Here is a 22,248-nt window from a genome sequence, read left to right on the forward strand (position 1 = left end):
CGCTTCGATATTCCTCCCTGAGCGGAAGAGTCTGACGCCCTTCTCGAGTCGCTTTGAAGCATGAAATGAGAACGTTCACAACGACGCGTCCGCGTAACGGCGATCACGCTGTGCAACAACCGGAAGAGGATGGCGGGTGGTGAGAGATTCGAACTCTCGGAAGCCTCGCAGCTTCGCCGGTTTTCAAGACCGGTGCATTAAACCGCTCTGCCAACCACCCGCGGCGCGCCCGCCATAGCAAACGAACCCGGCATTAACCAAAGGGGAAATGTCCGGCGGCATCCTGAGCGGATGAAAGCGGCGGCGAGACGATCGATGAGGGCGCGCGACCTGATGCGCGGCGTGCTGGCGCTGGCCGGCGTCGCGCTTCTGGCGGCCTGTTCCAGCGTGGGCGGAGCGCGGCCCTCGGCGCGTCCGCCCGCATCCCAGGCGCCGGTGGTGCGTGACCCGGCGCCGATCGTTTCGGGGACCATGCGGCCCTATCAGGTGCGCGGGCGCTGGTATCGGCCCGAGGAGCAGCCGAACTACGACGAGGTCGGCATGGCCTCGTGGTACGGCTCGGCCCACGACGGGCGCCCGACCTCGACTGGCGAGCGGTTCGACATGACCGCCCTGACCGCGGCGCACAAGACGCTGCCGCTGCCCGGCCTGGTCGAGGTGACGAACCTGGAGACCGGCCAGCGGGTGGTGGTGCGGATCAACGACCGCGGCCCGTTCGCGGAGGGGCGCATCATCGACCTATCGCGGGAGGCGGCCGACGAATTGGGCCTTCTGGCCAAGGGCGTGGGGCGGGTGCGGGTGCGGTATCTGGGCCGGGCGCCGCGTCTGGGCGGCGGCGGGACGGTGCTGACGGCCGAGGCGGGGACGCCCTTGGCGACGTCTTCCGCGCCTGCGGCGTCGGTCTCGTCGGCCCAGGCCGGGCCGTTCTGGGTCCAGGCCGGAAGCTTCTCAGACGCCGGGGAGGCGCGGCGAATCGCCGACAGGCTGAGCGGCTGGGTCCGGGCCGACGCCGGCGCGGCGCGCTTCCGCGTCGTCGTGGGGCCGTGGGACGACGCCAACGCCGCCGAGCGAGGCCGCCAGGCCGTGGTGGCGCGGGGTTACGCCGACGCCCTGTTGATATCGGGAAGCTGATCGTCGCGCGGGCTTGCGTCCGGGCGCGCCGGGGCGCCATGAAGCCCTGTGTCCCGAGGCAAGTTCATCACCTTCGAAGGCGGAGAGGGCGCCGGCAAGTCGACCCAGGTCGGTCGGCTGGTCGCCCGGCTGCAACCCTTGTTGAACGAACGCGCGGTGGTCCGCACCCGCGAACCGGGCGGCTCCAAGGGCGCGGAAGTGATCCGCAACCTGGTCGTGGCGACGGAGGCCGAGCCCTGGTCGGCGATGACCGAGACCCTGCTGATGTATGCGGCGCGTTCCGACCATCTGGAGAACACCATCCGGCCGGCCCTGGCGGCGGGCGACTGGGTCGTGTGCGACCGCTTCGCCGACTCCAGCCGCGCCTATCAGGGCGCGGGCGGGGGCGTGGCGCCGGGCTTCATCGAACAGGTCGACGCCGCCGTGGTGGGTGACGACCAGCCGGATCTGACCCTGGTGTTCGACCTGCCGGTCGAGGTGGGGCTGGAGCGGGCCTTCGGGCGGGGGCTGTTCGAGACGCGGTTCGAGTCCAAGGGCCTGGCCTTCCACCAGCGGCTGCGCGAGGGTTTCCTGAAGATCGTCGAGACAAACCCGGCCCGCTGCGTCCGCATCGACGCCGTGGGCGACCTCGACACGGTCGAGGAGCGGGTGTGGCGCGCGGTGCAGGAGCGGCTGCTGTGAGCGAGGATCACCCCCGCGACCGGTTCGATCTGGTTCCCGACGTGGCCGCCGAGACGGCCTTCATGGACGCCTGGACGCGCGGCCGGCTGCATCACGCCTGGCTGCTGTGCGGGGTCGAGGGGGCGGGCAAGGCCACCTTCGCCTATCGCGCCGCGCGTCGTCTGATGGGAGCGACGGCCGATCCGTCGCGCGGACCGCTGGGGGCGCTGAGGGACGATCCGGTCAGCCGCCTGATTTCGGCCCAGGCCCATCCCGACCTGCTGGTGCTCGAGCGGGCGGTCGAGGGCGGCAAGGTCAAGAAGTCGATCTCGGTCGATCAGGCGCGCCAACTGCCGGAGTTCTTTTCCAAGAGCCCGTCGCAGGCGCGCTACCGCGTGGCGATCATCGATGCGGCCGACGATCTGAACGTCAACGCCGCCAACGCCTTGCTGAAGGTTCTTGAAGAACCGCCCGAGCGCGGCGTCCTGTTCCTGGTCACCCATGCGCCGGGGCGGCTGCTGGCCACGATCCGGTCGCGATGCCGACGCCTGAGCTTTCCGATCTGGCCGCAGGACAGACTTGAGGCGCTGGTGCGGAACCGGACGGGCGCCGAGCCCGGGGATGCGGCCCATGCGGCGGCGATGGCGGGCGGATCGCCCGGCGCGGCCCTGGCCCTGGCGTCTGGCGCGACCTTCGAGATGGACCAGCTGGCGCGCCAGTGGGTGTCGGGCGACATCGACCGGGCCGAGGCCCTGGCCGTCGCCGACAAGTTCCGCGGGGCCGAGGGGCAGGAACGGTTCGAGACCCTGATGGACCGGCTGATCGCGGCGGTGCGGGTGCGGGCGCTGGACGCCGCGCCGGGCGCCGGGAACCGCTGGGCCGAGCTGTGGGAGCGGCTGAGCCCGCTGCCCGACCGTGCAGCCGGCCTGAACCTGGATCGCGGCGACGTGCTGGCCGGCGCGCTGGCCGACGTCCGGCGGACTCGCGCCCAGACGGAGGCGGCCGGCTGATGCTGATCGACAGCCATGTGAACCTGCACGCCCCCCAGTTCGACGAGGACCGCGACGCCGTGATTGAGCGCGCCCGTGCGGCCGGAGTGCGTCTGATGGTCGAGATTTCCGACCGGCTGACGACCTTTGAGGCGACGCACGGCCTGGCGATGGCCAACGACGACATCTGGTGCACGGTCGGCGTCCATCCGCATGAGGCCAAGGACGCGGCGGACCTGACGGCGGCGACGCTGATCGACCTGGCCGGCCGACCCCGCGTGGTCGGGATCGGCGAGTGCGGCCTGGACTTCCACTACGACCTGAGCCCGCGCGAGGTTCAGGCGGCGGTGTTCCGACAGCACGTGAAGGCGGCGCGCGAGACCGGCCTGCCGCTGGTGGTCCACACGCGCGAGGCCGACGACGTGATGGCGGCGATCCTGCGGGAGGAATACGCCGCCGGGCCGTTCCGGATGCTGATGCACTGCTACACCAGCGGGGCCGAGCTGGCCGCGACGGCGGCGGACCTCGGGGCGTGGTTCTCGGTGTCCGGCATCGCCACCTTCAAGGCGGCGGAGGAGGTCAGGGCGGTGATCCGCGACATGCCGGCCGACCGGATCATCGTCGAGACGGATTGCCCCTATCTGGCGCCGATCCCGCATCGCGGGCGCCGCAACGAGCCGGCCTATGTCGGCCTGGTGCTGGACAAGCTGGCGGAAATCCGGGGCTGGAGCGCCGAGGAGGCCGACGCACGCACCACCGACGCCTTCTTCGCCCTGTTCGACCGCATCCCGAGGCCGGCGGCATGAGCCTGGAGGTCGTCATCCTGGGTTGCGGTTCGTCGGGCGGGGTGCCGCGCGCCGACGGCGACTGGGGCGCCTGCGACCCGGCCGAGCCCCGCAACCGGCGCACGCGCTGCACGATGCTGGCGCGCAAGACCGGGCCGGAGGGCGTCACCAACGTCCTGATCGACACCTCGCCGGATCTGCGCGAACAGATGCTGGCCAGCGGGACGACCCATGTCGACGCGGTGCTCTACACCCACGACCACGCCGACCAGACGCATGGCGTCGACGATCTGCGGACCTTCGCGGCGCGGTCGCGTCGGCGCATACCCGCCTGGATGGATGCGGCGACCCAGGCCTCGCTGACCCACCGGTTCGACTACATCTTCGAGATGAAGCTGGGCTACCCGCCGTTGCTGGACGCGCGGGTGATCCCGCCGCACGGCCAGCCCTGGAGCGTGGAAGGCGCCGGCGGCGCCGTCCCGGTCGTGACCTTCGACCAGGCGCACGGACCGATCCGCTCGGTCGGCTATCGGCTGGGCGACATGGCCTATTCCAGCGACGTGTCGGACCTGGACGAGGCGGCGCTGGACGCCGTGCGCGGCTGTCAACTGTGGATCGTGGACGCCCTGCGCTACGCCCCGCACCCGACCCATGCGCATCTTGACCGCGCGCTGGAATGGATCGCCGCCGCCGAGGTGAAGCGCGCGGTCCTGACCAACCTGCACATCGATATGGACTATCGCACCCTGTCGGCCCAGCTGCCGGCCCATGTGGAGGTCGCCTTCGACGGCTGGACCGCGCGGCTGGACTGAGCGTCAGCTCTTGAGGGCCCGGCCGGCCACGACGGCCTTGTCGCCGAACTTCTCGCGCAGCCTGTCGATGGCGCGCTCGGTCTTCAGGGCGCGGGTCTCGGCGGTCTGGAAAAGGCCGGCGGGGGCGTCCTCGGCGTCCTGTATGTCGGCCATGCCGATGCCGATCAGGCGATAGGGCCGGCCCAGTTCGGGCTTCAGCAGATCGCGACCGGCGGCGAACAGGGCGCGCGCCGTCTGGACCGGCTCGGACAGGGTCACGCGGCGGGTGACGATCTTGAAGTCGGTGCGGCGCAGCTTCAGCACCAGGACGCGGCTGGCCACCCCGTCGCGGCGGGCCTTGGCCGCCAGCTTCTCGCACAGAGGCCACAGTTCGGCTTCCAGCGCCTCCTGGTCGGCCAGGTCCTCGTTGAAGGTGGTTTCGGCGCTCATGCCCTTGCGGTCGCGTTCGGGGTTCACCGCGCGCGCGTCGCGGGCGTGGGCCAGGTCGTGCAGGCGCAGACCCGATTCCCCGTAGCGCTTCACCAGATCGCGCACGTCGGCCCTGGCCAGGTCGCCGATCAGGGCGTAGCCGTCGCTGCGCAACGCCCGGCCGAAGACCGGTCCGACGCCGGGCAGGGCGGTGACGGGCTTGTCGGCCAGCAGGGCCTGGGCGTTGGCGCGGCCGATGACGGAAAAGCCCCGCGGCTTGTCCATCTCGGACGCCATCTTGGCCAGGAAGCGATTGGGCGCCAGGCCGATGGAAACCGTCAGGCCGGTCTCGTCTTCGACGGCCTTCTGGAAGCGGATCAGCTGCACGGCGGGCGGACCGCCGTTCAGGCGCTCGGTGCCCGACAGGTCGACCCAGGCCTCGTCCAGCGACAGCGGCTGGATCAGCGGCGTCAGACGGCCCAGCGCGCCCAGGATACGCTTCGATTCGAAGGTGTATTTGCTGAAGTCCGGCTTGATCACGACCGCGTCCGGACAGGCCTTCAGCGCCTTGAACATCGGCATGGCGGAACCGACGCCGTACAGGCGCGCCACATAACAAGCCGTCGAGACCACCCCGCGCTTGCCCCCGCCGACGATGACCGGCTTGTCACGAAGTTCGGGCCGGTCGCGCTTCTCCACCGAGGCGTAGAAGGCGTCGCAGTCCATGTGGGCGATCGACAGCTGGTCCAGTTCGGGGTCCGCGACGATGCGGCGCGAACCGCACGTCGGACAGCGCCGATCCGGCGGCCCGGCGGGGTCCTGGCCGGTCCACAGACAGTCGCGGCAGACGGCCTTGATGGCCACGCTTTAAGCTCTCCGTAAGTTTGGCTTCATCCCAACTTAAGACTGGTCGGCCAGTATCGCATCAAGGAAGCCGTCCCCACGTTCAGGGACGCGCGGGCTGGGTGATGATGTCGAAGAAGGTCCTCATCGTCGAGGATAACGAGCTGAACATGAAGCTTTTTCATGATCTGCTCGATTCCCAGGGCTATGAGACGCTGCAGACCCGCGAAGGGATGCAGGCGCTGGCGCTGGCGCGCGCGCACCAGCCGGACCTGATCCTGATGGACATCCAGCTTCCCGAAATCTCCGGCCTGGAAGTCACCAAGTGGCTGAAGGACGACGAGGAGCTGAACCACATCCCCGTCATCGCCGTCACCGCCTTCGCCATGAAGGGCGACGAGGAGCGGATCCGGCAGGGCGGCTGCGAGGCCTATATCTCCAAGCCCATCTCGGTGATGCACTTCCTCGAAACCGTGAGGAAGCACCTGACATGAGCGCGCGCGTCCTGGTCGTGGACGACGTCGAGGCCAACGTCCGTCTGCTCGAAGCCAAACTGACGATAGAGTATTTCGACGTCCTGACGTGCCAGGACGGTCAGACCGCCCTGACACTGGCGGCCGAGAGCCAGCCGGACCTGATCCTGCTGGACGTGATGATGCCGGGCATGGACGGGTTCGAGACCTGCCGCCGCCTGAAGGCCCAGGCCGAGACGCGCCACATCCCTGTGGTCCTGGTCACGGCCCTGGACGGCCGCGAGGACCGCATCCGGGGGCTGGAGGCGGGCGCCGATGACTTCCTGACCAAGCCGATCGACGACGTGATCCTGTTCGCCCGCGTGCGGTCGCTGACCCGTCTGAAGCAGGTCATGGACGAACTGCGCGAGCGCGAGGAAAGCAGCCGGCGCATGGGCGTCGGCGGCGACGGCGCGCGGCGTCTGCGCGCCGAGGGCGGGCGGGTGTTGATCGTCGACGACAACGAACGTCAGGCGGCGGTGATCGCCGAGGCCTTGGCGCGCGAACACCGCGTCACGGTCGAGACCGACCCGGACAAGGCCCTGGCGGCGATCAAGGGGCCGCTGGACCTGATCATCGTCAATGTGGCGGCGGAAGCGTTCGACGGACTGCGGGTCGTGGCCCTGTCCAAGTCCGGCGACGCGCGGCGCGCGCCGATCCTGGCGGTGGTCGAGCCCACGGAGCGGGCGCGGATGGTCAAGGCGCTGGAACTGGGCGCGACCGACATCCTGCCGCGTCCGATCGACGTCGAGGAACTGTCGGCGCGGGCCCGCACGCAGATCCGGCGCAAGCGCTACAGCGACTTCCTGCGCGAGAAGCTGGACAACAGCCTGGAGATGGCCGTCACCGACGCCCTGACCGGCCTGCACAATCGCCGCTACATGGCCGGTCAGCTTCAGGCGCTGGTCAATCGCGCTGTGCATGGCGGCAGTTCTGTCGCGGTGCTGCTGATGGACATCGACCACTTCAAGTCGGTGAACGACAGCTTCGGCCACGACGCGGGAGACGAGGTGCTGACCGAATTCGCGGTGCGCCTGGCCACCAACGTCCGCGCCGTCGACCTGCCGTGCCGCATGGGCGGCGAGGAATTCGTGGTGGTCATGCCGGGCGCCGCGCTGGAGGACGCCCAGCGTGTGGCCGAGCGCATACGCCGCGACGTGGCCGCGGCGCCGTTCCGCATCATGGGCGGACGCGAAAGCCTGTCGATCACCATCTCGATCGCGCGTCGCCGCCACCACCGGCGAGGGCGATACGCCCCATCTGCTGCTGAAGCGGGCGGACGAGGGCGTCTATGAGGCCAAGGCCGGCGGCCGCAACAAGGTCATCGCCAAGGCGGCCTGATACCGACGTTTTGCGTCTTGATCTGGTCTGCGGGCGCGAGCAGTCTGTCTCCGACGCTCGGAGCTATGCGATGTATGTCCCAGAAGGGTTCGCGGTCGTAACGCCCTACATCTTCGTGGAGAAGGCCGAAGACTATGTGCGTTTTCTCGAATCCGCGTTCGGCGCGCACGAAACGGGCCGCAGCGTCGGCAAGGACGGGCGGATCGCCAATAGCCAGCTTCGGTTCGGCTCGGCGACCATCATGATCAGCGAAGCCTCGGCCCAGTTTCCGGCCAGTCGCGCCGCGCTTTATCTTCTTTATGTCGCCGATGCTGACGCCGCCGTTCAGGCCGCGGAGCGCGCCGGCGCCGAACGGATCATGGACGTCGCGGATATGCCTTATGGAGATCGGCAGGGCGGGGTTCGCGACACTGCGGGCAACATCTGGTGGGTGTCGCAGCGCCTGATCCCGGAGCCGTATTTCTAGCCGTAATTCTAGAAGCGGCCTCCCGCGCAACGAAAAACGCCCGGCTGCGGACAGCCGGGCGTTTCCATTTCTCAGCCGATCAAGTGGTTACTTGATCTTGCCTTCCTTGAATTCGACGTGCTTGCGCGCGACCGGGTCGTACTTCTTGACGACCATCTTCTCGGTCATGGTGCGGGCGTTCTTCTTGGTGACGTAGAAGAAGCCGGTGTCGGCCGTGGAGTTCAGGCGGATCTTGATGGAAGCCGGTTTGGCCATCGGAATTACCTCTGCGACGGCGAAAGCCGCTAAAATAAGAGGCGCGGAACATACTCAGGCGCGCTCCAAAGTCAACGGGCGCGATGCCGCGTTGTGGCGCGGTTTTGCGGCGTTAGGTTCACGGGCATGAAAATCCTGTCCCTGGCGGCGTCGGCCGCCGTCCTGACCGCCGCTGCGGCGGGCGCCGCCCAGGCCCAGACGCCCGCTGCGCAAGACGCCTTCATGGGCCGTCTGAACGCCCTGTGCGGCCAGCGCTTCGAGGGGCGGGTCGTGACCACCGATCCCGCCGACGCCGGCTTCGCCAACCAGCGCCTGCTGATGCAGGTGCGCGACTGTTCGGCGCAAGAGGTGCGCATTCCCTTCTGGGTGGGCCCGGATCGGTCGCGGACCTGGGTGGTGACGCGCACGCAAACAGGCCTGCGGCTGAAGCATGATCACCGCCACGACGACGGCTCGCCTCACGTCCTTCACTGGTACGGCGGCGACACGGCCAGCGCGGGAACGGCCGAGCGGCAGGAATTCCCGGTCGACGCCGAATCGATCGCCCTGTTCAACGCCAACGACGCCTCGGTGTCGACGACGAATGTCTGGGCGATGGAGGTCCGTCCCGGCCAGACGTTCGCCTATGAACTGCGCCGCGCGAACCGGCGTTTCCGCGTCGAGTTCGACCTGACGAAGCCGGTCGCCGACTAGGGCCTCAGTCCCTGTGCTCCACGACGTGACGTCCGCGCACCATGCGGACGAAGGGCAGGGGACGGTCGGGATGATCCAGCCGCTCGGCCAGTTCACCCAGCACGAAACGGGTGATGGCCGGCAAGTCCAAGGCACGGGCCTGGTCCAGCGGCAGCCAGGCGATCTCGTCCAGTTCGCCGGACCCTGCGGTCGGCTCCGGCGACAGCAGGGCCTCGGCCGGCGCCATGAAGAAGCGGGCGTCGAAGCGGCGGCTGCGGCCCGGCGGCGTGATGGCGCGGGCGACATAGGACAGCACCGACAGATCGGGCAGGGCGCCGGCCTGTCGATACTCGCGCCACGGTCCGGCGACCGACGCGGCGGGCGCGGCGCGGCCGAGAACCAGCCCGGTCTCCTCGAAGGTCTCGCGCACGGCGGTCAGGGCCAGGGCGCGGGCGCGTCGGGCGGGCAGTTCCCCCTCCAGGCGGCGCGCGACGCCAGGGGCCAGGTCGCCGGCGCTGGCGGCGGTGAAGTCGCTTCGGTCGATCCGCCCGCCCGGAAACACCCATTTCGACGCCATGAAGACATGACCCGGCGCGCGCCGCCCCATCAGCACCTCGGGCCGTGATCCTCCTCGCGTCAGAATAAGCGTGGCGGCGTCCCTGGGCCGCTGGGTGCCGCCGACACGCGGGGCGTCGGTCAGATCCTGCGCGGCGTCGAAGGGCTGCTCCCTCATCCCGCTCATCCCGGCGAAAGCCGGGACCCAGTGCTTTCGTTCGCACTGGCGACTGGGATCAAGGCTCGCAAATCAGCTCGAACGCCTATCGCCCAAAGAACTGGGTCCCGGCTTTCGCCGGGATGAGCGGATGTTTGAGTCACTTCCGCCTGCCCTTCCTGACGCCCTTCAGGCCGCCGGAGGGCTTGGAGCCGTTGCGGGACTTGGGACCGCCGGGCCGTTTCTGGCCGCGCTTCACCGGTCCGTCGCCGCCTCGGCCGCGCATCCCCAGGCGAGGGGCGGGGGCGTTGGGATCGCGCGGCTCGGGGTCGCTGAGCATCTCGAACACCAGGCCGCCGGTGACGGGCGTGGCCTCCATCAGCTTGACCTCGACCCGGCGGCCCAGGGTGAACCGCTGGCCCGTGCGTTCGCCCACCAGGGCGTGGGCGCGGTCGTCGTGGGTGAAATACTCCCCGCCCAGGGTCGAGACCGGGACCAGGCCGTCGGCCCCCGTCTCGTCCAGCCGCACGAACAGGCCAAAGCGCGTCACGCCGGTGATGCGGCCGGTGAAGGTCGCGCCGACGCGGTCCTCCAGGAAGGCGGCGATGTAGCGGTCCATCGCGTCGCGCTCGGCGGCCATGGAGCGACGCTCGGTGGCGGTCACCTGTTCGGCGATGGCGGGCAGTTCGGCGATCTCGCGGTCCGTCAGCCCGTCCTTGCCCAGCCCCAGCGCCCGGATCAGGCCCCGGTGCACGATCAGGTCGGAATAGCGCCGGATCGGCGAGGTGAAGTGGGCGTAGCGGTCCAGGTTCAGGCCGAAGTGGCCCACGTTCTCGGTCGAATAGATGGCCTGCATCTGGGTGCGCAGGACGACCTCGTTGACCACCTCGGCGTGCTCGCCGTCGCGGGTCTCGTCCAGCAGCTTGTTGAACCGCTTGGTCGTGCCCGGCTCGCCCTTGTTCCAGGGCTTGCCTATGGTCGACAGGAAGTCGGCCAGGTTGAAGATCTTCTCCTGGCTGGGCGCGTCATGGATCCGGTAGATCGGCGGCGTCTTCTTCTGCTCCAGCGTCTCGGCGGCGCAGACGTTGGCCTGGATCATCATCTCCTCGATCAGCCGGTGCGCCTCCAGCGAGGTGCGCTTTTCGATGGAGGCGATGCCGCCGTCCGGCGTCATGCGGATGCGGCGCTCGGCCGATTCGATCTGCAGCGGGCTGCGCTTCAGCCGGCCCTTCAGCATCGTGTGGTAGGCGTTCCACAGCGGGTAAAGGATCGCTTGCATGATCGGGCCGGTCACGTCATCCGGCCCATCCCCCTTTTCCGGCCCGTCGATGGCGGCCTGCGCCTGCTCGTAGCTGAGCTTGGCGTGCGACCGCATCAGGCCGCGCACGAACCTGTGGCCGGTCTTTCGGCCGTCCTTGTCGAACACCATCCGCACGGCCATGCAGGCGCGATTCTCGCCCTCTTTCAGGCTGCACAGGCCGTTCGACAGCACCTCGGGCAGCATCGGTTCGACGCGGTCGGGGAAGTAGGTGGAGTTACCTTTCTCGCGCGCCTCGCGGTCCAGCGCCGTGCCGGGGCGCACATAGGCGGCGACGTCGGCGATGGCGACCCAGACGATCCAGCCGCCGGGGTTCTTCGGGTCCTCGTCGCGCTGGGCGAAGACGGCGTCGTCGTGGTCGCGCGCATCGGCGGGGTCGATGGTGATGAAGGGGATTTCGCGCAGGTCCTCGCGGCCCTTCAGGGTCGGCAGGGCCTGATCCTCGGCCTCGCGCTCGACGGCCTCGGAAAAGCCGGTCGGCACCCCGTGGGCGTGGATGGCGATCAGGGAGGCGGCGCGGGGATCGTCCTCCTTGCCGATATGCTCCAGGATCTTGCCGCGCTTGGGGCCATAGCGATGCTCGCCCTTCTCGATGGCGGCCAGCACCAGGTCGCCGTCGCGCAGGTCGCCGGACTGGGCCTGGGGCACCAGCAGCACGTCCTTGGAGCGACGGTCGACCGGCTCCACGCGGGTCTCGCGCGCCGATTTGCGGATCACGCCCAGGACGCGATTGGTCCCGGCGTCCAGCTTCTTGATGAGCCGCGCCTCCCACTGGTCGTCGGAACGGAAGAACTTGACCAGCAGCCGGTCGCCCAGGCCGGGGGCCGGGCCAGGCTTGCCCTTGTCCGGCATCAGCAGGGCCCGCGGGGCGTCAGGGCTGGCCTCGACCAGGCGGACATACAGTTCGCCGTCGCCGTCGCGTTCGATCACGTCGGCCACGCCGACGGGGGGCAGGGCGCCGGCCTCGGAAAAGCCCTTGCGGCCGCGTTTGCCCAGCCGGCCTTCGGCCTCGAGCTCGCGGATCATTTCGCGCAAGGCGCGGCGGTCGCCGCCCTTCAGGCCGAAGTGGCGGGCGATGTCGGTCTTCTCGGCCGAACCGGTCTCGCGCAGATAGGCGAGCAGCGTGTCTTTGTCGGGGAGACCGGCGGGCGGCCTCTTGGATGATTTTGTCATTGCGTCTTTCGTAGCGCGGAACCGCGCCCTTGGGTCAAATCTTGCGCAGGTTGACCATATGAATGCGAGGCCTCAGCTTCCGCCGGCCTCAATGGAGTCTCCGATGTCCCTCAACGCCCCCGCCCTGAGCGCGATCGTCTCGTCGCCGCTCGATCTGATCGGCAAGACGCCGATGGTGGAGGTGACGCGGATCGACACCGGGCCGTGCCGGCTGCTGCTGAAGCTGGAGTCTCAGAATCCCGGCGGGTCGATCAAGGATCGGATCGCGGTGGAGATGCTGGACGCGGCCGAGCGGGAGGGCTTCCTCAAGCCCGGCGGGACCATCGTGGAGGCCACCGCCGGCAACACCGGTCTTGCCCTGACCCTGGTGGGCCGGGCGCGTGGATATAAGGTGCTTCTGGTCATCCCGGACAAGATGTCGAAGGAAAAAATCCAGCATCTCAGGGCGATGGGGGCGGATGTGCGCCTGACGCGCTCGGACGTGCCGCACGGGCACCCGGAATACTACACCGACATGGCCGAGCGGCTGGCGCAGGCCTTGCCGGACGGCTTCTACGTCAACCAGTTCGCCAATCCGTCGAACGCCGAGGCCCATGTGAAGACCACGGGGCCGGAAATCTGGGAGCAGACCGGCGGCCGGATCGACGCGCTGGTGGCCGGCATCGGGTCGGGCGGCACCATCACCGGCACGGCGCGGTATCTGAAAAGCCAGGGATCGAAGGCCCAGATCATCCTGGCCGATCCGGTCGGATCGACCCTGGCGGGCGTCGTCAACGACGGCGTGCCCAGCCCCGAAGGCAGCTTCGCCGTCGAAGGGATCGGTCAGAACTTCGTGCCCGATACGGCCGACATGAGCCTGATCGACCGCGCCTATTCGATTCCGGACGCCGAGGCGATCGGCGCCGCGCGCGAGCTGCTGCTGAAGGAAGGCATACTGGCGGGTTCGTCGTCGGGCACCCTGCTGGCGACGGCGCTGCGCTGGTGCCGCGAGCAGACCGAGCCCAAGACCTGCGTCACCTTCGTCTGCGACACGGGGGCCAAGTACCTGTCCAAGGTCTATAACGACGCCTGGCTGGCCGATCAGGGGCTGGGCGAGCGTGAGCTGCATGGCGACCTTTCGGACCTGATCACCCGCAAATACGCCAAGGGCGACGTGGTCACGGCCGGACCGGGCGACACCCTGGACACGGCGTTCAAGCGGATGCGCGGCGCCGACGTGTCGCAGTTGCCCATCATCGAGGACGGCCGCCTTGTCGGCATCCTGGACGAGAGCGACATCGTCCACATCATGAACACCGACGAGATCACCCGCAAGGAACGGTTCGCCAAGCCGGTGGCGTCGGCCATGACGCGCGATCTGGATACGGTCCAGGCGTCCGAGTCTCTCGACGCGCTGATCCCCGTCTTCGACCGCGACCGCGTGGCCATCGTGCTGGATGGAGAGACGTTCGTCGGCCTGATCACCCGCACCGACCTGATCAACCACCTCAGCCTGAACCGCTAAGATCATGGCCGACAAGAAGAACAGCCAAGGCTTTTCCACCCGCGCCATCCATGCGGGTCAGCATCCGGACCCGACCACCGGCGCGGTGATGACGCCGATCTACGCCACCTCGACCTACGCCCAGGAAAGCCCGGGGGTGAACAAGGGGTACGAGTATGCGCGCGGCAAGAACCCGACGCGCGAGGCGTTCGAGGCCTGCATCGCCGACCTGGAGGGCGGAACCCACGGCTTCGGCTTCGGCTCGGGCATGGCCGCGACCTCGACGGCGCTGGAACTGCTGGACGCAGGGGACCACGTGGTCACGGGCGACGACCTTTACGGCGGTTCGTGGCGGCTGTTCGAGCGGGTGCGCCGTCGGTCGATGGGCCTGGACTTCGCCTATGTGGACCTCAGCGACATCGCCGCGGTCGAGGCGGCGATCACGCCCAGGACCAAGATGCTGTGGGTCGAGACGCCCACCAATCCGCTGATGAAGCTGGCCGACATCGCCGCCCTGTCCAAGGCGGCCAAGGCGCACGGGCTGATCCTGGTGGTCGACAACACCTTCGCCACCCCCTTCTGCCAGCAGCCGCTGAGCCTGGGCGCGGACGTGGTGATGCATTCGGCGACCAAGTACCTGAACGGCCACTCGGACATCATCGGCGGGGCGCTGGTGACGGCCGATCCGGACTTGGCGACGCGGATCAAGTTCCTGCAGAACTCGGTCGGCGGGGTCATGGGGCCGTTCGACGCCTTCCTGGCCAACCGGGGGCTGAAGACGCTGGCGCTCAGGATGAAGGCGCACTGCGAGAACGCCCTGACCATCGCCCGCTGGCTGGAGACGCGGGCGGGGGTGGCCAAGGTGATCTATCCCGGCCTGATCGCCCACCCGCAGCACGAGCTGGCGGCGCGCCAGATGCACGGCGGCTTCGGCGGCATGGTGACCGTGATCCTGGACGGCGACCTGGAGCGGACAAAGCGGGTGCTTGAACAGGTCCAAGTCTTCACCCTGGCGGAATCGCTGGGCGGGGTGGAGAGCCTGGTGAACCACCCGGCGATCATGACCCACGCCTCGGTGCCCAAGGACGTGCGCGAGAAGGGCGGGATCACCGACAGCCTGATCCGCCTCTCCGTGGGCGTGGAGGATGTCGCGGACCTGATCGCCGATCTGGACCAGGCGCTGGGCTGAGGGCGGCGCATCGCCGCGACGGGGTTCAAATCCGCGGCGGCATTGCCTAGGCTGTGGCCATGCCTGACTTCAACGCCATGCGGGATCGCCTGGCGGAGCACCCGGTCGCGGAAACGCTGATCGGGCTCTGTCTCCTGTTATTCGCCGCCTTCCTGGCCGACTTCCTGGTTCGACGCGTGCTCATTCGCCTGTTGCTCAAGGTCATCGACCGGGGCGGGCGGACCGACATGGACGACCTGCTGAAGCCGGCGGTCGGGACGCTGGCGCGGATCGCGCCGGCCATCATCGTTCATCAGGGGATCGCCGCCGTCCCGCACCTGGCGCCGGTCATGGTGAAGCTGACGCAGAATGTGGCCAACGCCTTCGCCATCGTCGTGGTGGTGATGGCGCTGGCGGCGGCGATGGACGTGGTCAACACCCTGTATTCGCGCTCGCCGCGCGGGCACCGCCGCGTGATCAAGGGGTATCTTCAGGTCCTGAAGATCGCCTTCTACGCCATCGGTTCGATCCTGGTGATCGCGACCGATCGACCGGTCGCCGCTGCTGCTGCTGTCGGGGCTGGGGGCGTTGGCGGCGGTGCTGATGCTGGTGTTCAAGGACACCATCCTGTCGCTGGTGGCGTCGGTGCAGCTGAACTCCAACGACATGCTGCGGGTCGGCGACTGGATCGAGATGCCTCAGGTCAACGCTGACGGCGACGTGATCGACATCGCCCTGCACACGGTCAAGGTCCAGAACTGGGACAAGACGATCACCACCATCCCGACATGGCGGCTGATCAACGAGAGCTACAAGAACTGGCGCGGGATGCAGGAGAGCGGGGGGCGGCGGATCAAGCGGTCGCTGCTGATCGACCAGACCAGCGTGCGCTTCCTGACGGGGAGGAGCGAGAGCGGATGCGCCGCTTCCTGCTGATCGACGACTACCTAGCCGACAAGGCGGCGGAGCTTGAGCGGTGGAACGCCGAGCTGGTCGCCAACGGCCGCGATCCGGTCAACATGCGCCGCTCGACCAACATCGGGGCCTTCCGCGCCTATGTGGAGCAGTACCTGACCCACCACGCGCGCATCCGCAAGGACATGACCCTGCTGGTGCGCCAGCTGCAGCCGACCGAGACGGGGCTGCCGCTGGAGATCTACTGCTTCACCTCCACCGTGGCGTGGGGCGAGTACGAGGCGATCCAGTCCGACATCTTCGACCACCTGCTGGCGATCCTGCCCGAGTTCGGACTGGGCCTGTACCAGCAGCCGGGCGGGGCCGACGTGGCCCGCGCCCTGGAGACCCTGCGCGCGGCCTAGAAGGCGTAGGCGATCTGGGCGACCAGGGCGCTCTTGTACTGGTCGCCGAACTCGCGGGCGTCGGTGTCATACCAGCGCACGTCCAGGTCCAGAGCGTCGGTCAGGCCGTAGGTCACGCCGGCGTTCCAGGCGGTGTAGTCCGGGGCGTTGTCCTGCTCGCGGCGGCCCAGGGCGACGGTCGCGTCCAGGCGGTTGGTGAAGGACCAGCCGACGCGCCCCTCGACCCAGGTGAAGGCCTCGGTCGAACCCGCGGCGTCGGGCGAATACTGCACCAGAAGCCGGCCGCTGGCGGGGCCGATCGAGCGGCTGGCCGAACCGGAGACCTCCACCGTGTCCTCGTCATAGCCGGCCTCGGCGTCCAGCCGGTTCTTGTAGGCGACGTTGAAGTCGAAGACGTAGCCATAGGCCTCGGGCGCATAGCCGAAGGCGATCTCGGCCTCCACGTCCGAACCGCCCAGATCGATCGTCTCGGCGGCGGGCGAGACGTAGAAGCGGCCGTCCGCGCTTTCCCAGGTCGCCGAGCCGAAGACATAGGGGTCATTGCCCGACTTGGACGTGCCCTTGGAACGGTTGTCGGTGCCCGCCCCGACCTCGAAGGACCAGGGGCTGGCGGACTGGGCCAGGGCCGGGGCGGCCGCCAGCGTCGCGAGGGCGAAGGCGGGCAGGCAGAGCAGGGCGGTCTTGGTCATGGAGCCTCCAACGCGCGAAAGGCGCGCGGGTGCCCTTAGCGCGCTCCGGCCTTGATGGCGATTGATCCGTGGCCTGAGCGAACTCATGTCGCAGGCGTTCCACCAGCGCGGCGGCCGGCACGACGTCGTGGATGGCCCCCGCGCCCTGGCCGGCCGACCAGACGGTCTTCCAGGCCTTGGCCTCGTCGCCCATGTCCAGCTTGTGCTCGGGCAGGTGCTTGGGGTCGACGCCATTCTCGACCAGGGACTTGACCATGAAGTTGGCCGGAATGCCCGAGACGGCCGGCGTATGGACGATGTCGGCCGAGCCGCTGTCGACGATCATCTGCTTGTAGGGCTCGGGCGCCAGGGCCTCGGTGGTGTTGATGAAGCGGGTGCCCATGTAGGCGAAGTCGGCGCCCATCATCAGGGCGGCGGCCACGTCCTGGCCCGTCGAGATGGCGCCGGCCAGGATGATGGTCCCGTCGTAGAAGGACCGCACCTCGTTGATCAGGGCGAACGGATTGACGATCCCCGCGTGACCGCCGGCCCCGGCCGCGACCAGGATCAGGCCGTCGACGCCCGCCTCGGCGGCCTTTCGCGCATGACGGACATTGGCGATGTCGTGGAAGACCACGCCGCCATAGCCGTGCACCGCATCGACCACGTCGCGCACGGCGCCCAGCGAGGTGATGATCAGGGGCACCTGCTCCTCGACCGACACCGTCATGTCGGCCATCAGGCGCGGATTGGTCGGGTGGACGATGTGGTTCACCCCGAAGGCCGCGGCCTCGGGTTTCAGCCGGGCCTTGATGTCGCGCACCCACTCCCGATAGCCCTCGGTCGTGCGCTGGTTCAGCGACGGGAAGGTGCCGATCACGCCGGCGTTGCAGGTCTCGACCACCAGGTCCGGGCCGGACACCAGGAACATGGGCGAGGCGATGACCGGCAGGGTCAGGCCCTTCTGCAGCGAAGCGGGAATGGCCACGGGCGTCTCCTATGGGTTTCGTTTCGCTACGGATAGCGGGCTGTCGCCGGGGAAGGCAATCGGGCCAGGCGGCGGAAAAAGAGGGTATGAACAGTATGAATAGTGTGAAATCGGCGAGCGGATGCGCGCCGCCGCGCCGAAGCGCGCGATCGCGAGCCTAGCATCCCTTGGGTCGCCGGAATGCGATGGGCGTGGATTTTCCTCAGGGTGAACCATGCTTCACGAGCCCTCTGGCGCGACCGGACAAGGGAGGATGGCACGGTTTCCAACCCAGGCGGGCTGAAGACGACGACAATCAGGCAATCGGTTGAAATCGTTGGAGTCATGTCCGCCGTTGCTGAGGGGTCGGCGACATCGACCTCGCACGCTCCCGCCTGCGCCTGAGCCCCTCTCCCTGTGGGGAGAGGGGATGCGTCGAGCGGTTAGTGCGTCTGGTCCCAGAAGCGCACCGCGTCGGCGTCGCGGGCCGACAGGTCGGGGTAGGCGGGATCGGAGCCGACGTCGGGGACGCGGCGCCAGGAGCGGGCGCATTTGGGGTGGTCGGCGAGGTTGACCGCGACCGTGACCGCCTCGCCGCCCGTGACCAGTTCGGCGCCGGAGGTGCGGAAGACCTCGGCGGCGTCCAGGCCGTCGAACGGCGCGAGGAGCTCGGCCGGGGCGGTGACGGTCGGCCAGGCGTCCAGGGCGCCGCCGATGATCTTGTCGCGGCGAGCGGCCTCCAGGGCTTCGTTGACGACCTCCAGAACGGTCTCCACGCCGGCCCAGCGTTCGGCCTCGGCGGGGTTGCGCCACTGGCCGGGCGTTTCCGGGATGACGCGGGCGCAGTTGGTCCCGGCGTCGGGGAAGCGCGTGGTCCACGCCTCTTCCATCGTGAAGGGCGTCAGCGGGGCCAGCCAGGCGGTCAGACGGGCGAAGACCTCGTCCATCACGGTGCGGGCGGCGCGACGGCGGACCGATCGGGCCGGTCGCAGTAGAGGGCGTCCTTGCGAATGTCGAAATAGAGCGCCGACAGGTCGCCCGAGCAGAACTCCAGCACCGGGCGGACCACGTCCTGGAAGCGGTATTCGGCGTAGGCCTGGCGGACCTGGGCGTCGAGCTCCCACAGGCGATGCAGGATGAACTTTTCCAGCGGCGGGAACTGGTCGTAGTCGGTCAGACGCTCGGCCTCGTCGAAGCCGGCCAGGGCGCCCAGCAGATAGCGGACGGTGTTCCGAAGCTTGCGATAGGCGTCGACCGTGGTCTGGAGGATCTGCTTGCCGATCCGCTGGTCGTCCGAATAGTCGACCAGGGCGACCCACAGGCGCAGGATGTCGGCGCCGCTCTCCGTGATGATGGTCAGGGGGTCGGTGGTGTTGCCCCGCGACTTGGACATCTTCTCCCCGTTCTCGTCCAGGGTGAAGCCGTGGGTCAGGACCGCCTTGAACGGGGCGCGGCCGCGCGTGCCGCAGCCCTCGAGCAGGGAGGACTGAAACCAGCCGCGGTGCTGGTCGGAGCCTTCCAGATAGAGGTCGGCGGGCCAGTGGGCCGGGCGGTTTCCACTGTAGCCGTGCTCGGCCGTGCGCGGGTCCAGGGTGAAGGCGTGGGTCGAGCCGGAGTCGAACCAGACGTCCAGGATGTCCTGAACCTTCTCGTAGCGGGCCGGGTCGTGGGCGCCCAAGAAGTCGCTGTCCGGGGCGGTGAACCAGACGTCGGCGCCGTGTTCGGCGACGGCGGCGACGATGCGGGCGTCGACCGCGTCGTCATGCAGGGGCTGGCCGGTCTGTTTGTCGATGAACATGGCCAGGGGCGTGCCCCAGGCGCGCTGTCGGCTGACCAGCCAGTCGGGGCGGCCCTCGACCATGCTCCGGATGCGGTTCTTGCCGCCGGCGGGGTGGAAGGCGGTGGCGTCGATGGCGTTCAGGGCCGTCTCGCGCAGGGTGTCGCCCGACTTCAAGGGCTCGTCCATGCGGATGAACCACTGGGGGGTGTTGCGGAAGATGATGGGGGCCTTGGAGCGCCAGCTGTGCGGATAGGAATGCTCCAGACGGCCGCGCGCCAGCAGATTGCCCGCCTCGATCAGCTTTTCCATCACCGCGCCGTTGGCGGGGCCGAACTTGCCGGTCTTCTTGCCCTCGGTCTCCAGCACCTTGAGGCCGGCGAACAGGGGGACGGTCGGATAATAGGCGCCGTCCGGGTCGACCGTGTCCGGCACCTCGTGATGGCCGTGGGCCTTCCAGACCTCGAAGTCGTCGGCGCCGTGGCCCGGCGCGGTGTGGACGAAGCCGGTGCCCGCATCGTCGGTGACGTGGTCGCCGGCCAAGAGCGGCACGGAGAAGCCGTAGCCGCTGTCCAGCGCCGCCAGCGGGTGGGCGGTCTCCAGGCCCGAGGGGTTGATGTCATAGACGCGCGTCCAGGCGGCGATCTTGGCGGCTTTGAACACGTCCTCGGCCAGCTTGTCGGCGACGATCAGGCGGTCGCCCGGCCTGGCCCAGGGCTCGAACTCAAGCCCCTCTTCCATGGCCGTGACCTCATAGAGGCCATAGGCGATGTCGGGGCCGTAGCTGATGGCGCGGTTGGCCGGGATGGTCCAGGGCGTGGTCGTCCAGATGACGATGGACGGGGTGCTGCTGCGGAAGGACAGCAGATCGTCCGGATGGTCGTCCGAGGCGCCCGTGACCGGGAACTTGACCCAGATCGTGGGCGAGACGTGGTCGTGATACTCGACCTCGGCGTCGGCCAGGGCGGTGCGTTCGACCGGGGACCACATGACCGGCTTGGAGCCGCGATAGAGCTGGCCCGAGTTCTTGAACTTGTGGAATTCGGCGACGATGGCCGCCTCGGACGCGAAGTCCATGGTGGCGTAGCGGTTGACGAAGTCGCCGACGACGCCTAGGCGCTGGAACTGGTCGCGCTGCAGGTCGATGTACTTGCCGGCGTAGTCGCGGCAGGCGGCGCGGAATTCGTCCTTGGACACCTCGTCCTTGCGGCGGCCCTTGGCGCGGAATTGCTCCTCGATCTTCCACTCGATCGGCAGGCCGTGGCAGTCCCAGCCGGGGACGTAGTCGACGTCGTATCCCAGCAGGAAACGGCTGCGGACCACGAAGTCCTTCAGCGTCTTGTTCAGGGCGTGGCCGATGTGGATGTCGCCGTTGGCGTAGGGCGGGCCGTCGTGCAGGACGTAGAGAGGGGCGTTCTGCTTCTGCCGCTCGGCGCGCAGGGTCCCGTAGAGGTCGCCCCACTGTTCCAGGATCAGCGGCTCCTTCTGCGGCAGGCCGCCGCGCATGGGGAAGGGCGTCTCGGGCAGGAAGACGGTGTCGCGATAGTCGCGGCCAGAGGGGGTGTCGGTGGCGTCGGCCATGAAGGGTCTCGGCGTAGGGTGAGCATTCGCTGTTTCATTCGCCCGGTGGGCGGTCGTCCCGACGTGCGCTGGGCCAGGCCCTGCGGCGCTACGCCGGGCGGCTAATCGAAATCAGGCGAAGGAAAACGCGGACGGTCATTGTGCGGGCGGTCTAGCAGACCCGTGCGGCATTGCGCCATCCCGGAAAGCGGCGGCGTCTCAACGGAAACGAAAGGCTTTTGGCGTTTTGGTTAAACGATGATCGGCCGGGTTGCGCCTGGCCGACGCCTTGAACACGCTCGGGAGCCCTGCCCATGAGGCTGCGGATCAGAAACTGGATGCTGGCGCTGGGGGCGGGATTCGCCTTCACGGCGACGGCCGGCGCCGCGGCGGCGCAGTGCGATTCCGGCTGCGAGCCGCCGACGCCGCCGTGCTGCGAACCGCCGCCTCCTCCGCCCCCGCCGTCGTGCGACGGCGGCTGCACGCCCTATCCGCCGACCTATCCGCCCGGCGGCGGCAATGTGAACGTGAACGTCAACGTCAACGCCGGGGCCTACGCCAACGCCAATGCGGGGGCCAGCTCCTACGTCAATGCGCGCGCGGGCGGATTCAGCAGCAGCCGGGGCTTCGGTTCGGGCTATGGCTACGGCTACGGCGGGGGCTCGGCCTATGTCAGCGTCGAATCGCCCGCGCCGACGACCATCCAGGGTCTGGCGGTCGAAGGCATGGCCATGCAGACCGTGCGCACGCCCTACACGGCCTTTCGCAGCATGATGAAGCGGGTGGTGATCCAGGCGGTCTGCATCGACGACCGCCAGGTGCCGCATCCGGCCTCGCAGGTCCGGCCCGACCGCGAGGTCGGCGAGGGCTACGAGGGCGAACTGTACCGCTGCCTGGCCGGGACCTGGCTGCAGGCGACCATCGCCGACTACGATGGCGACGTCAGCTTCGACCACGGCGAGACGCTGACGTGCCGCAAGCACGAGGCCCTGTGGTTCGGCGCCGGCGGCAAGCTGGAATGCCGGCCCGAGAAGCCCGAGCGCGACTGCAACGAGCGCTCGCTGCTGCGGCGCTACGGCGCGGGGATCAAGATCCTGACGCTGTACCGCGAGGAGGAATACACCGAATACCGCGAGGAGCAGGTGCAGGGCACGGCGGTCATGACCGGCACCATCACCCTGGACGGCGGCGTCGGCGGCCGGGTTTTCTGAACCGGAGCCGAACGGCGT

At 68.8% G+C, this 22,248-nt stretch carries 19 protein-coding genes, 1 tRNA gene and 3 pseudogenes; 14 read left to right on the forward strand and 9 right to left on the reverse strand.

The window, feature by feature from the left end; all coding sequences use genetic code 11:
• Positions 1-130 precede the first annotated feature (130 nt).
• Positions 131-220: transfer RNA gene (locus tag MU852_RS15080), tRNA-Ser, on the reverse strand.
• Between the two features lie 95 nt (positions 221-315).
• Here MU852_RS15080 and MU852_RS15085 point away from each other — a divergent pair.
• Genes MU852_RS15085 through MU852_RS15105 form a run of 5 tightly spaced genes read left to right on the forward strand, consistent with a single transcriptional unit; the run spans position 316 to position 4,377 of the window.
• Positions 316-1,131: a septal ring lytic transglycosylase RlpA family protein gene (locus tag MU852_RS15085; RefSeq protein WP_249750241.1), complete on the forward strand. Its 816-nt coding sequence runs from the start codon at positions 316-318 to the stop codon at positions 1,129-1,131.
• Between the two features lie 48 nt (positions 1,132-1,179).
• Positions 1,180-1,812 carry a dTMP kinase gene (gene tmk / locus MU852_RS15090; RefSeq protein ID WP_249750242.1) on the forward strand — a complete coding sequence of 211 codons (633 nt, stop codon included), beginning with the start codon at positions 1,180-1,182 and terminating at the stop codon, positions 1,810-1,812.
• The gene (locus MU852_RS15095; protein WP_249750243.1) at positions 1,809-2,801 is read left to right on the forward strand and encodes a DNA polymerase III subunit delta'; all 993 of its coding nucleotides are present in this window, start codon (positions 1,809-1,811) and stop codon (positions 2,799-2,801) included. Before tmk ends, MU852_RS15095 begins: the two co-directional genes overlap by 4 nt.
• Positions 2,801-3,586 carry a TatD family hydrolase gene (locus MU852_RS15100; RefSeq protein ID WP_249750244.1) on the forward strand — a complete coding sequence of 262 codons (786 nt, stop codon included), beginning with the start codon at positions 2,801-2,803 and terminating at the stop codon, positions 3,584-3,586. Before MU852_RS15095 ends, MU852_RS15100 begins: the two co-directional genes overlap by 1 nt.
• On the forward strand, positions 3,583-4,377 hold the full coding sequence (locus MU852_RS15105; protein ID WP_249750245.1) for an MBL fold metallo-hydrolase: 795 nt from the start codon (positions 3,583-3,585) through the stop codon (positions 4,375-4,377). The genes MU852_RS15100 and MU852_RS15105 overlap by 4 nt, the downstream gene beginning before the upstream one ends.
• 3 nt (positions 4,378-4,380) lie before the next feature.
• On the opposite strand, the gene MU852_RS15110 is transcribed toward MU852_RS15105, so the two are convergent.
• Positions 4,381-5,649, reverse strand: coding sequence for a DNA polymerase IV (locus tag MU852_RS15110; protein WP_249750246.1), 1,269 nt, complete (start codon positions 5,647-5,649; stop codon positions 4,381-4,383).
• 107 nt (positions 5,650-5,756) lie between these two features.
• On the opposite strand from MU852_RS15110, the gene MU852_RS15115 reads away from it, so the two are divergent.
• From MU852_RS15115 to MU852_RS15125, 3 genes and pseudogenes are all read left to right on the forward strand, one after another.
• Positions 5,757-6,122 carry a response regulator gene (locus MU852_RS15115; protein ID WP_249751978.1) on the forward strand — a complete coding sequence of 122 codons (366 nt, stop codon included), beginning with the start codon at positions 5,757-5,759 and terminating at the stop codon, positions 6,120-6,122.
• A pseudogene (locus MU852_RS15120) lies at positions 6,119-7,481 on the forward strand (PleD family two-component system response regulator). Before MU852_RS15115 ends, MU852_RS15120 begins: the two are co-directional and overlap by 4 nt.
• 10 nt (positions 7,482-7,491) lie before the next feature.
• Complete coding sequence (locus tag MU852_RS15125; protein WP_249750247.1) at positions 7,492-7,947, forward strand: VOC family protein; 456 nt, start codon at positions 7,492-7,494, stop codon at positions 7,945-7,947.
• A gap of 87 nt (positions 7,948-8,034) precedes the next feature.
• Here MU852_RS15125 and rpmG read toward each other — a convergent pair whose 3' ends face one another.
• Positions 8,035-8,202 carry a 50S ribosomal protein L33 gene (rpmG, locus tag MU852_RS15130; RefSeq protein ID WP_181543575.1) on the reverse strand — a complete coding sequence of 56 codons (168 nt, stop codon included), beginning with the start codon at positions 8,200-8,202 and terminating at the stop codon, positions 8,035-8,037.
• A gap of 126 nt (positions 8,203-8,328) precedes the next feature.
• On the opposite strand from rpmG, the gene MU852_RS15135 reads away from it, so the two are divergent.
• Entirely contained in the window at positions 8,329-8,895 is a 567-nt protein-coding gene (locus MU852_RS15135; RefSeq protein WP_249750248.1) for a hypothetical protein, read from the forward strand.
• A 4-nt stretch (positions 8,896-8,899) separates the two neighbouring features.
• Here the strand turns inward: MU852_RS15135 and MU852_RS15140 are convergent, their stop codons facing one another.
• Both MU852_RS15140 and rnr read right to left on the reverse strand, forming a co-directional pair.
• Positions 8,900-9,607: an NUDIX hydrolase gene (locus tag MU852_RS15140; RefSeq protein WP_249750249.1), complete on the reverse strand. Its 708-nt coding sequence runs from the start codon at positions 9,605-9,607 to the stop codon at positions 8,900-8,902.
• Positions 9,608-9,746: 139 nt separating this feature from the next.
• Positions 9,747-12,077: a ribonuclease R gene (gene rnr / locus MU852_RS15145; RefSeq protein WP_249750250.1), complete on the reverse strand. Its 2,331-nt coding sequence runs from the start codon at positions 12,075-12,077 to the stop codon at positions 9,747-9,749.
• A gap of 103 nt (positions 12,078-12,180) precedes the next feature.
• On the opposite strand from rnr, the gene MU852_RS15150 reads away from it, so the two are divergent.
• Both MU852_RS15150 and MU852_RS15155 read left to right on the forward strand, forming a co-directional pair.
• Positions 12,181-13,581, forward strand: coding sequence for a pyridoxal-phosphate dependent enzyme (locus tag MU852_RS15150; protein ID WP_249750251.1), 1,401 nt, complete (start codon positions 12,181-12,183; stop codon positions 13,579-13,581).
• A gap of 4 nt (positions 13,582-13,585) precedes the next feature.
• Positions 13,586-14,749 (forward strand): cystathionine gamma-synthase, encoded by a 1,164-nt coding sequence (locus MU852_RS15155; RefSeq protein WP_249750252.1) that lies wholly within the window; start codon positions 13,586-13,588, stop codon positions 14,747-14,749.
• A 137-nt stretch (positions 14,750-14,886) separates the two neighbouring features.
• On the opposite strand, the gene MU852_RS17560 is transcribed toward MU852_RS15155, so the two are convergent.
• The gene (locus MU852_RS17560) at positions 14,887-15,345 is read right to left on the reverse strand and encodes a hypothetical protein (protein WP_283843658.1); all 459 of its coding nucleotides are present in this window, start codon (positions 15,343-15,345) and stop codon (positions 14,887-14,889) included.
• Between MU852_RS17560 and MU852_RS17565 the strand changes: the two genes are divergently transcribed.
• Together MU852_RS17565 and MU852_RS17570 are read left to right on the forward strand one after the other, a co-directional pair.
• Entirely contained in the window at positions 15,332-15,664 is a 333-nt protein-coding gene (locus MU852_RS17565; RefSeq protein ID WP_283843659.1) for a mechanosensitive ion channel family protein, read from the forward strand. The genes MU852_RS17560 and MU852_RS17565 overlap by 14 nt on opposite strands.
• Positions 15,646-16,047, forward strand: a complete 402-nt coding sequence (locus MU852_RS17570) for a mechanosensitive ion channel family protein (RefSeq protein WP_283843660.1) — start codon at positions 15,646-15,648, stop codon at positions 16,045-16,047. The genes MU852_RS17565 and MU852_RS17570 overlap by 19 nt, the downstream gene beginning before the upstream one ends.
• Here the strand turns inward: MU852_RS17570 and MU852_RS15165 are convergent.
• The 3 genes and pseudogenes from MU852_RS15165 to ileS all read right to left on the reverse strand — a co-directional run bounded on the left by MU852_RS15165 (position 16,044) and on the right by ileS (position 21,040).
• Entirely contained in the window at positions 16,044-16,736 is a 693-nt protein-coding gene (locus MU852_RS15165; RefSeq protein WP_249750253.1) for a TorF family putative porin, read from the reverse strand. The genes MU852_RS17570 and MU852_RS15165 overlap by 4 nt on opposite strands.
• A 61-nt stretch (positions 16,737-16,797) precedes the next feature.
• Positions 16,798-17,703: pseudogene (locus MU852_RS15170) on the reverse strand (NAD(P)H-dependent flavin oxidoreductase); the annotation flags it as partial.
• Positions 17,704-18,125: 422 nt separating this feature from the next.
• A pseudogene (gene ileS, locus MU852_RS15175) lies at positions 18,126-21,040 on the reverse strand (isoleucine--tRNA ligase).
• A 293-nt stretch (positions 21,041-21,333) separates the two neighbouring features.
• Between ileS and MU852_RS15180 the strand changes: the two are divergent.
• Positions 21,334-22,230, forward strand: a complete 897-nt coding sequence (locus tag MU852_RS15180) for a hypothetical protein (protein ID WP_249750254.1) — start codon at positions 21,334-21,336, stop codon at positions 22,228-22,230.
• Positions 22,231-22,248: the final 18 nt, after the last annotated feature.

The organism is Brevundimonas albigilva (assembly GCF_023503965.1).
GTDB classification, from domain to species: Bacteria; Pseudomonadota; Alphaproteobacteria; order Caulobacterales; family Caulobacteraceae; genus Brevundimonas; species Brevundimonas albigilva.

Coding starts and splice junctions, on each gene's coding strand:
- MU852_RS15085 (WP_249750241.1), top strand. CDS start 316: ATGAGGGCGCGCGACCTGATGCGCGGCGTGCTGGCGCTGGCCGGCGTC.
- MU852_RS15100 (WP_249750244.1), top strand. CDS start 2,801: ATGCTGATCGACAGCCATGTGAACCTGCACGCCCCCCAGTTCGACGAG.
- MU852_RS15105 (WP_249750245.1), top strand. CDS start 3,583: ATGAGCCTGGAGGTCGTCATCCTGGGTTGCGGTTCGTCGGGCGGGGTG.
- MU852_RS15115 (WP_249751978.1), top strand. CDS start 5,757: ATGTCGAAGAAGGTCCTCATCGTCGAGGATAACGAGCTGAACATGAAG.
- rpmG (WP_181543575.1), bottom strand. CDS start 8,202: ATGGCCAAACCGGCTTCCATCAAGATCCGCCTGAACTCCACGGCCGAC.
- MU852_RS15135 (WP_249750248.1), top strand. CDS start 8,329: ATGAAAATCCTGTCCCTGGCGGCGTCGGCCGCCGTCCTGACCGCCGCT.
- MU852_RS15140 (WP_249750249.1), bottom strand. CDS start 9,607: ATGAGGGAGCAGCCCTTCGACGCCGCGCAGGATCTGACCGACGCCCCG.
- rnr (WP_249750250.1), bottom strand. CDS start 12,077: ATGACAAAATCATCCAAGAGGCCGCCCGCCGGTCTCCCCGACAAAGAC.
- MU852_RS15150 (WP_249750251.1), top strand. CDS start 12,181: ATGTCCCTCAACGCCCCCGCCCTGAGCGCGATCGTCTCGTCGCCGCTC.
- MU852_RS15155 (WP_249750252.1), top strand. CDS start 13,586: ATGGCCGACAAGAAGAACAGCCAAGGCTTTTCCACCCGCGCCATCCAT.
- MU852_RS17565 (WP_283843659.1), top strand. CDS start 15,332: ATGCTGGTGTTCAAGGACACCATCCTGTCGCTGGTGGCGTCGGTGCAG.
- MU852_RS17570 (WP_283843660.1), top strand. CDS start 15,646: ATGCGCCGCTTCCTGCTGATCGACGACTACCTAGCCGACAAGGCGGCG.
- MU852_RS15165 (WP_249750253.1), bottom strand. CDS start 16,736: ATGACCAAGACCGCCCTGCTCTGCCTGCCCGCCTTCGCCCTCGCGACG.
- MU852_RS15180 (WP_249750254.1), top strand. CDS start 21,334: ATGAGGCTGCGGATCAGAAACTGGATGCTGGCGCTGGGGGCGGGATTC.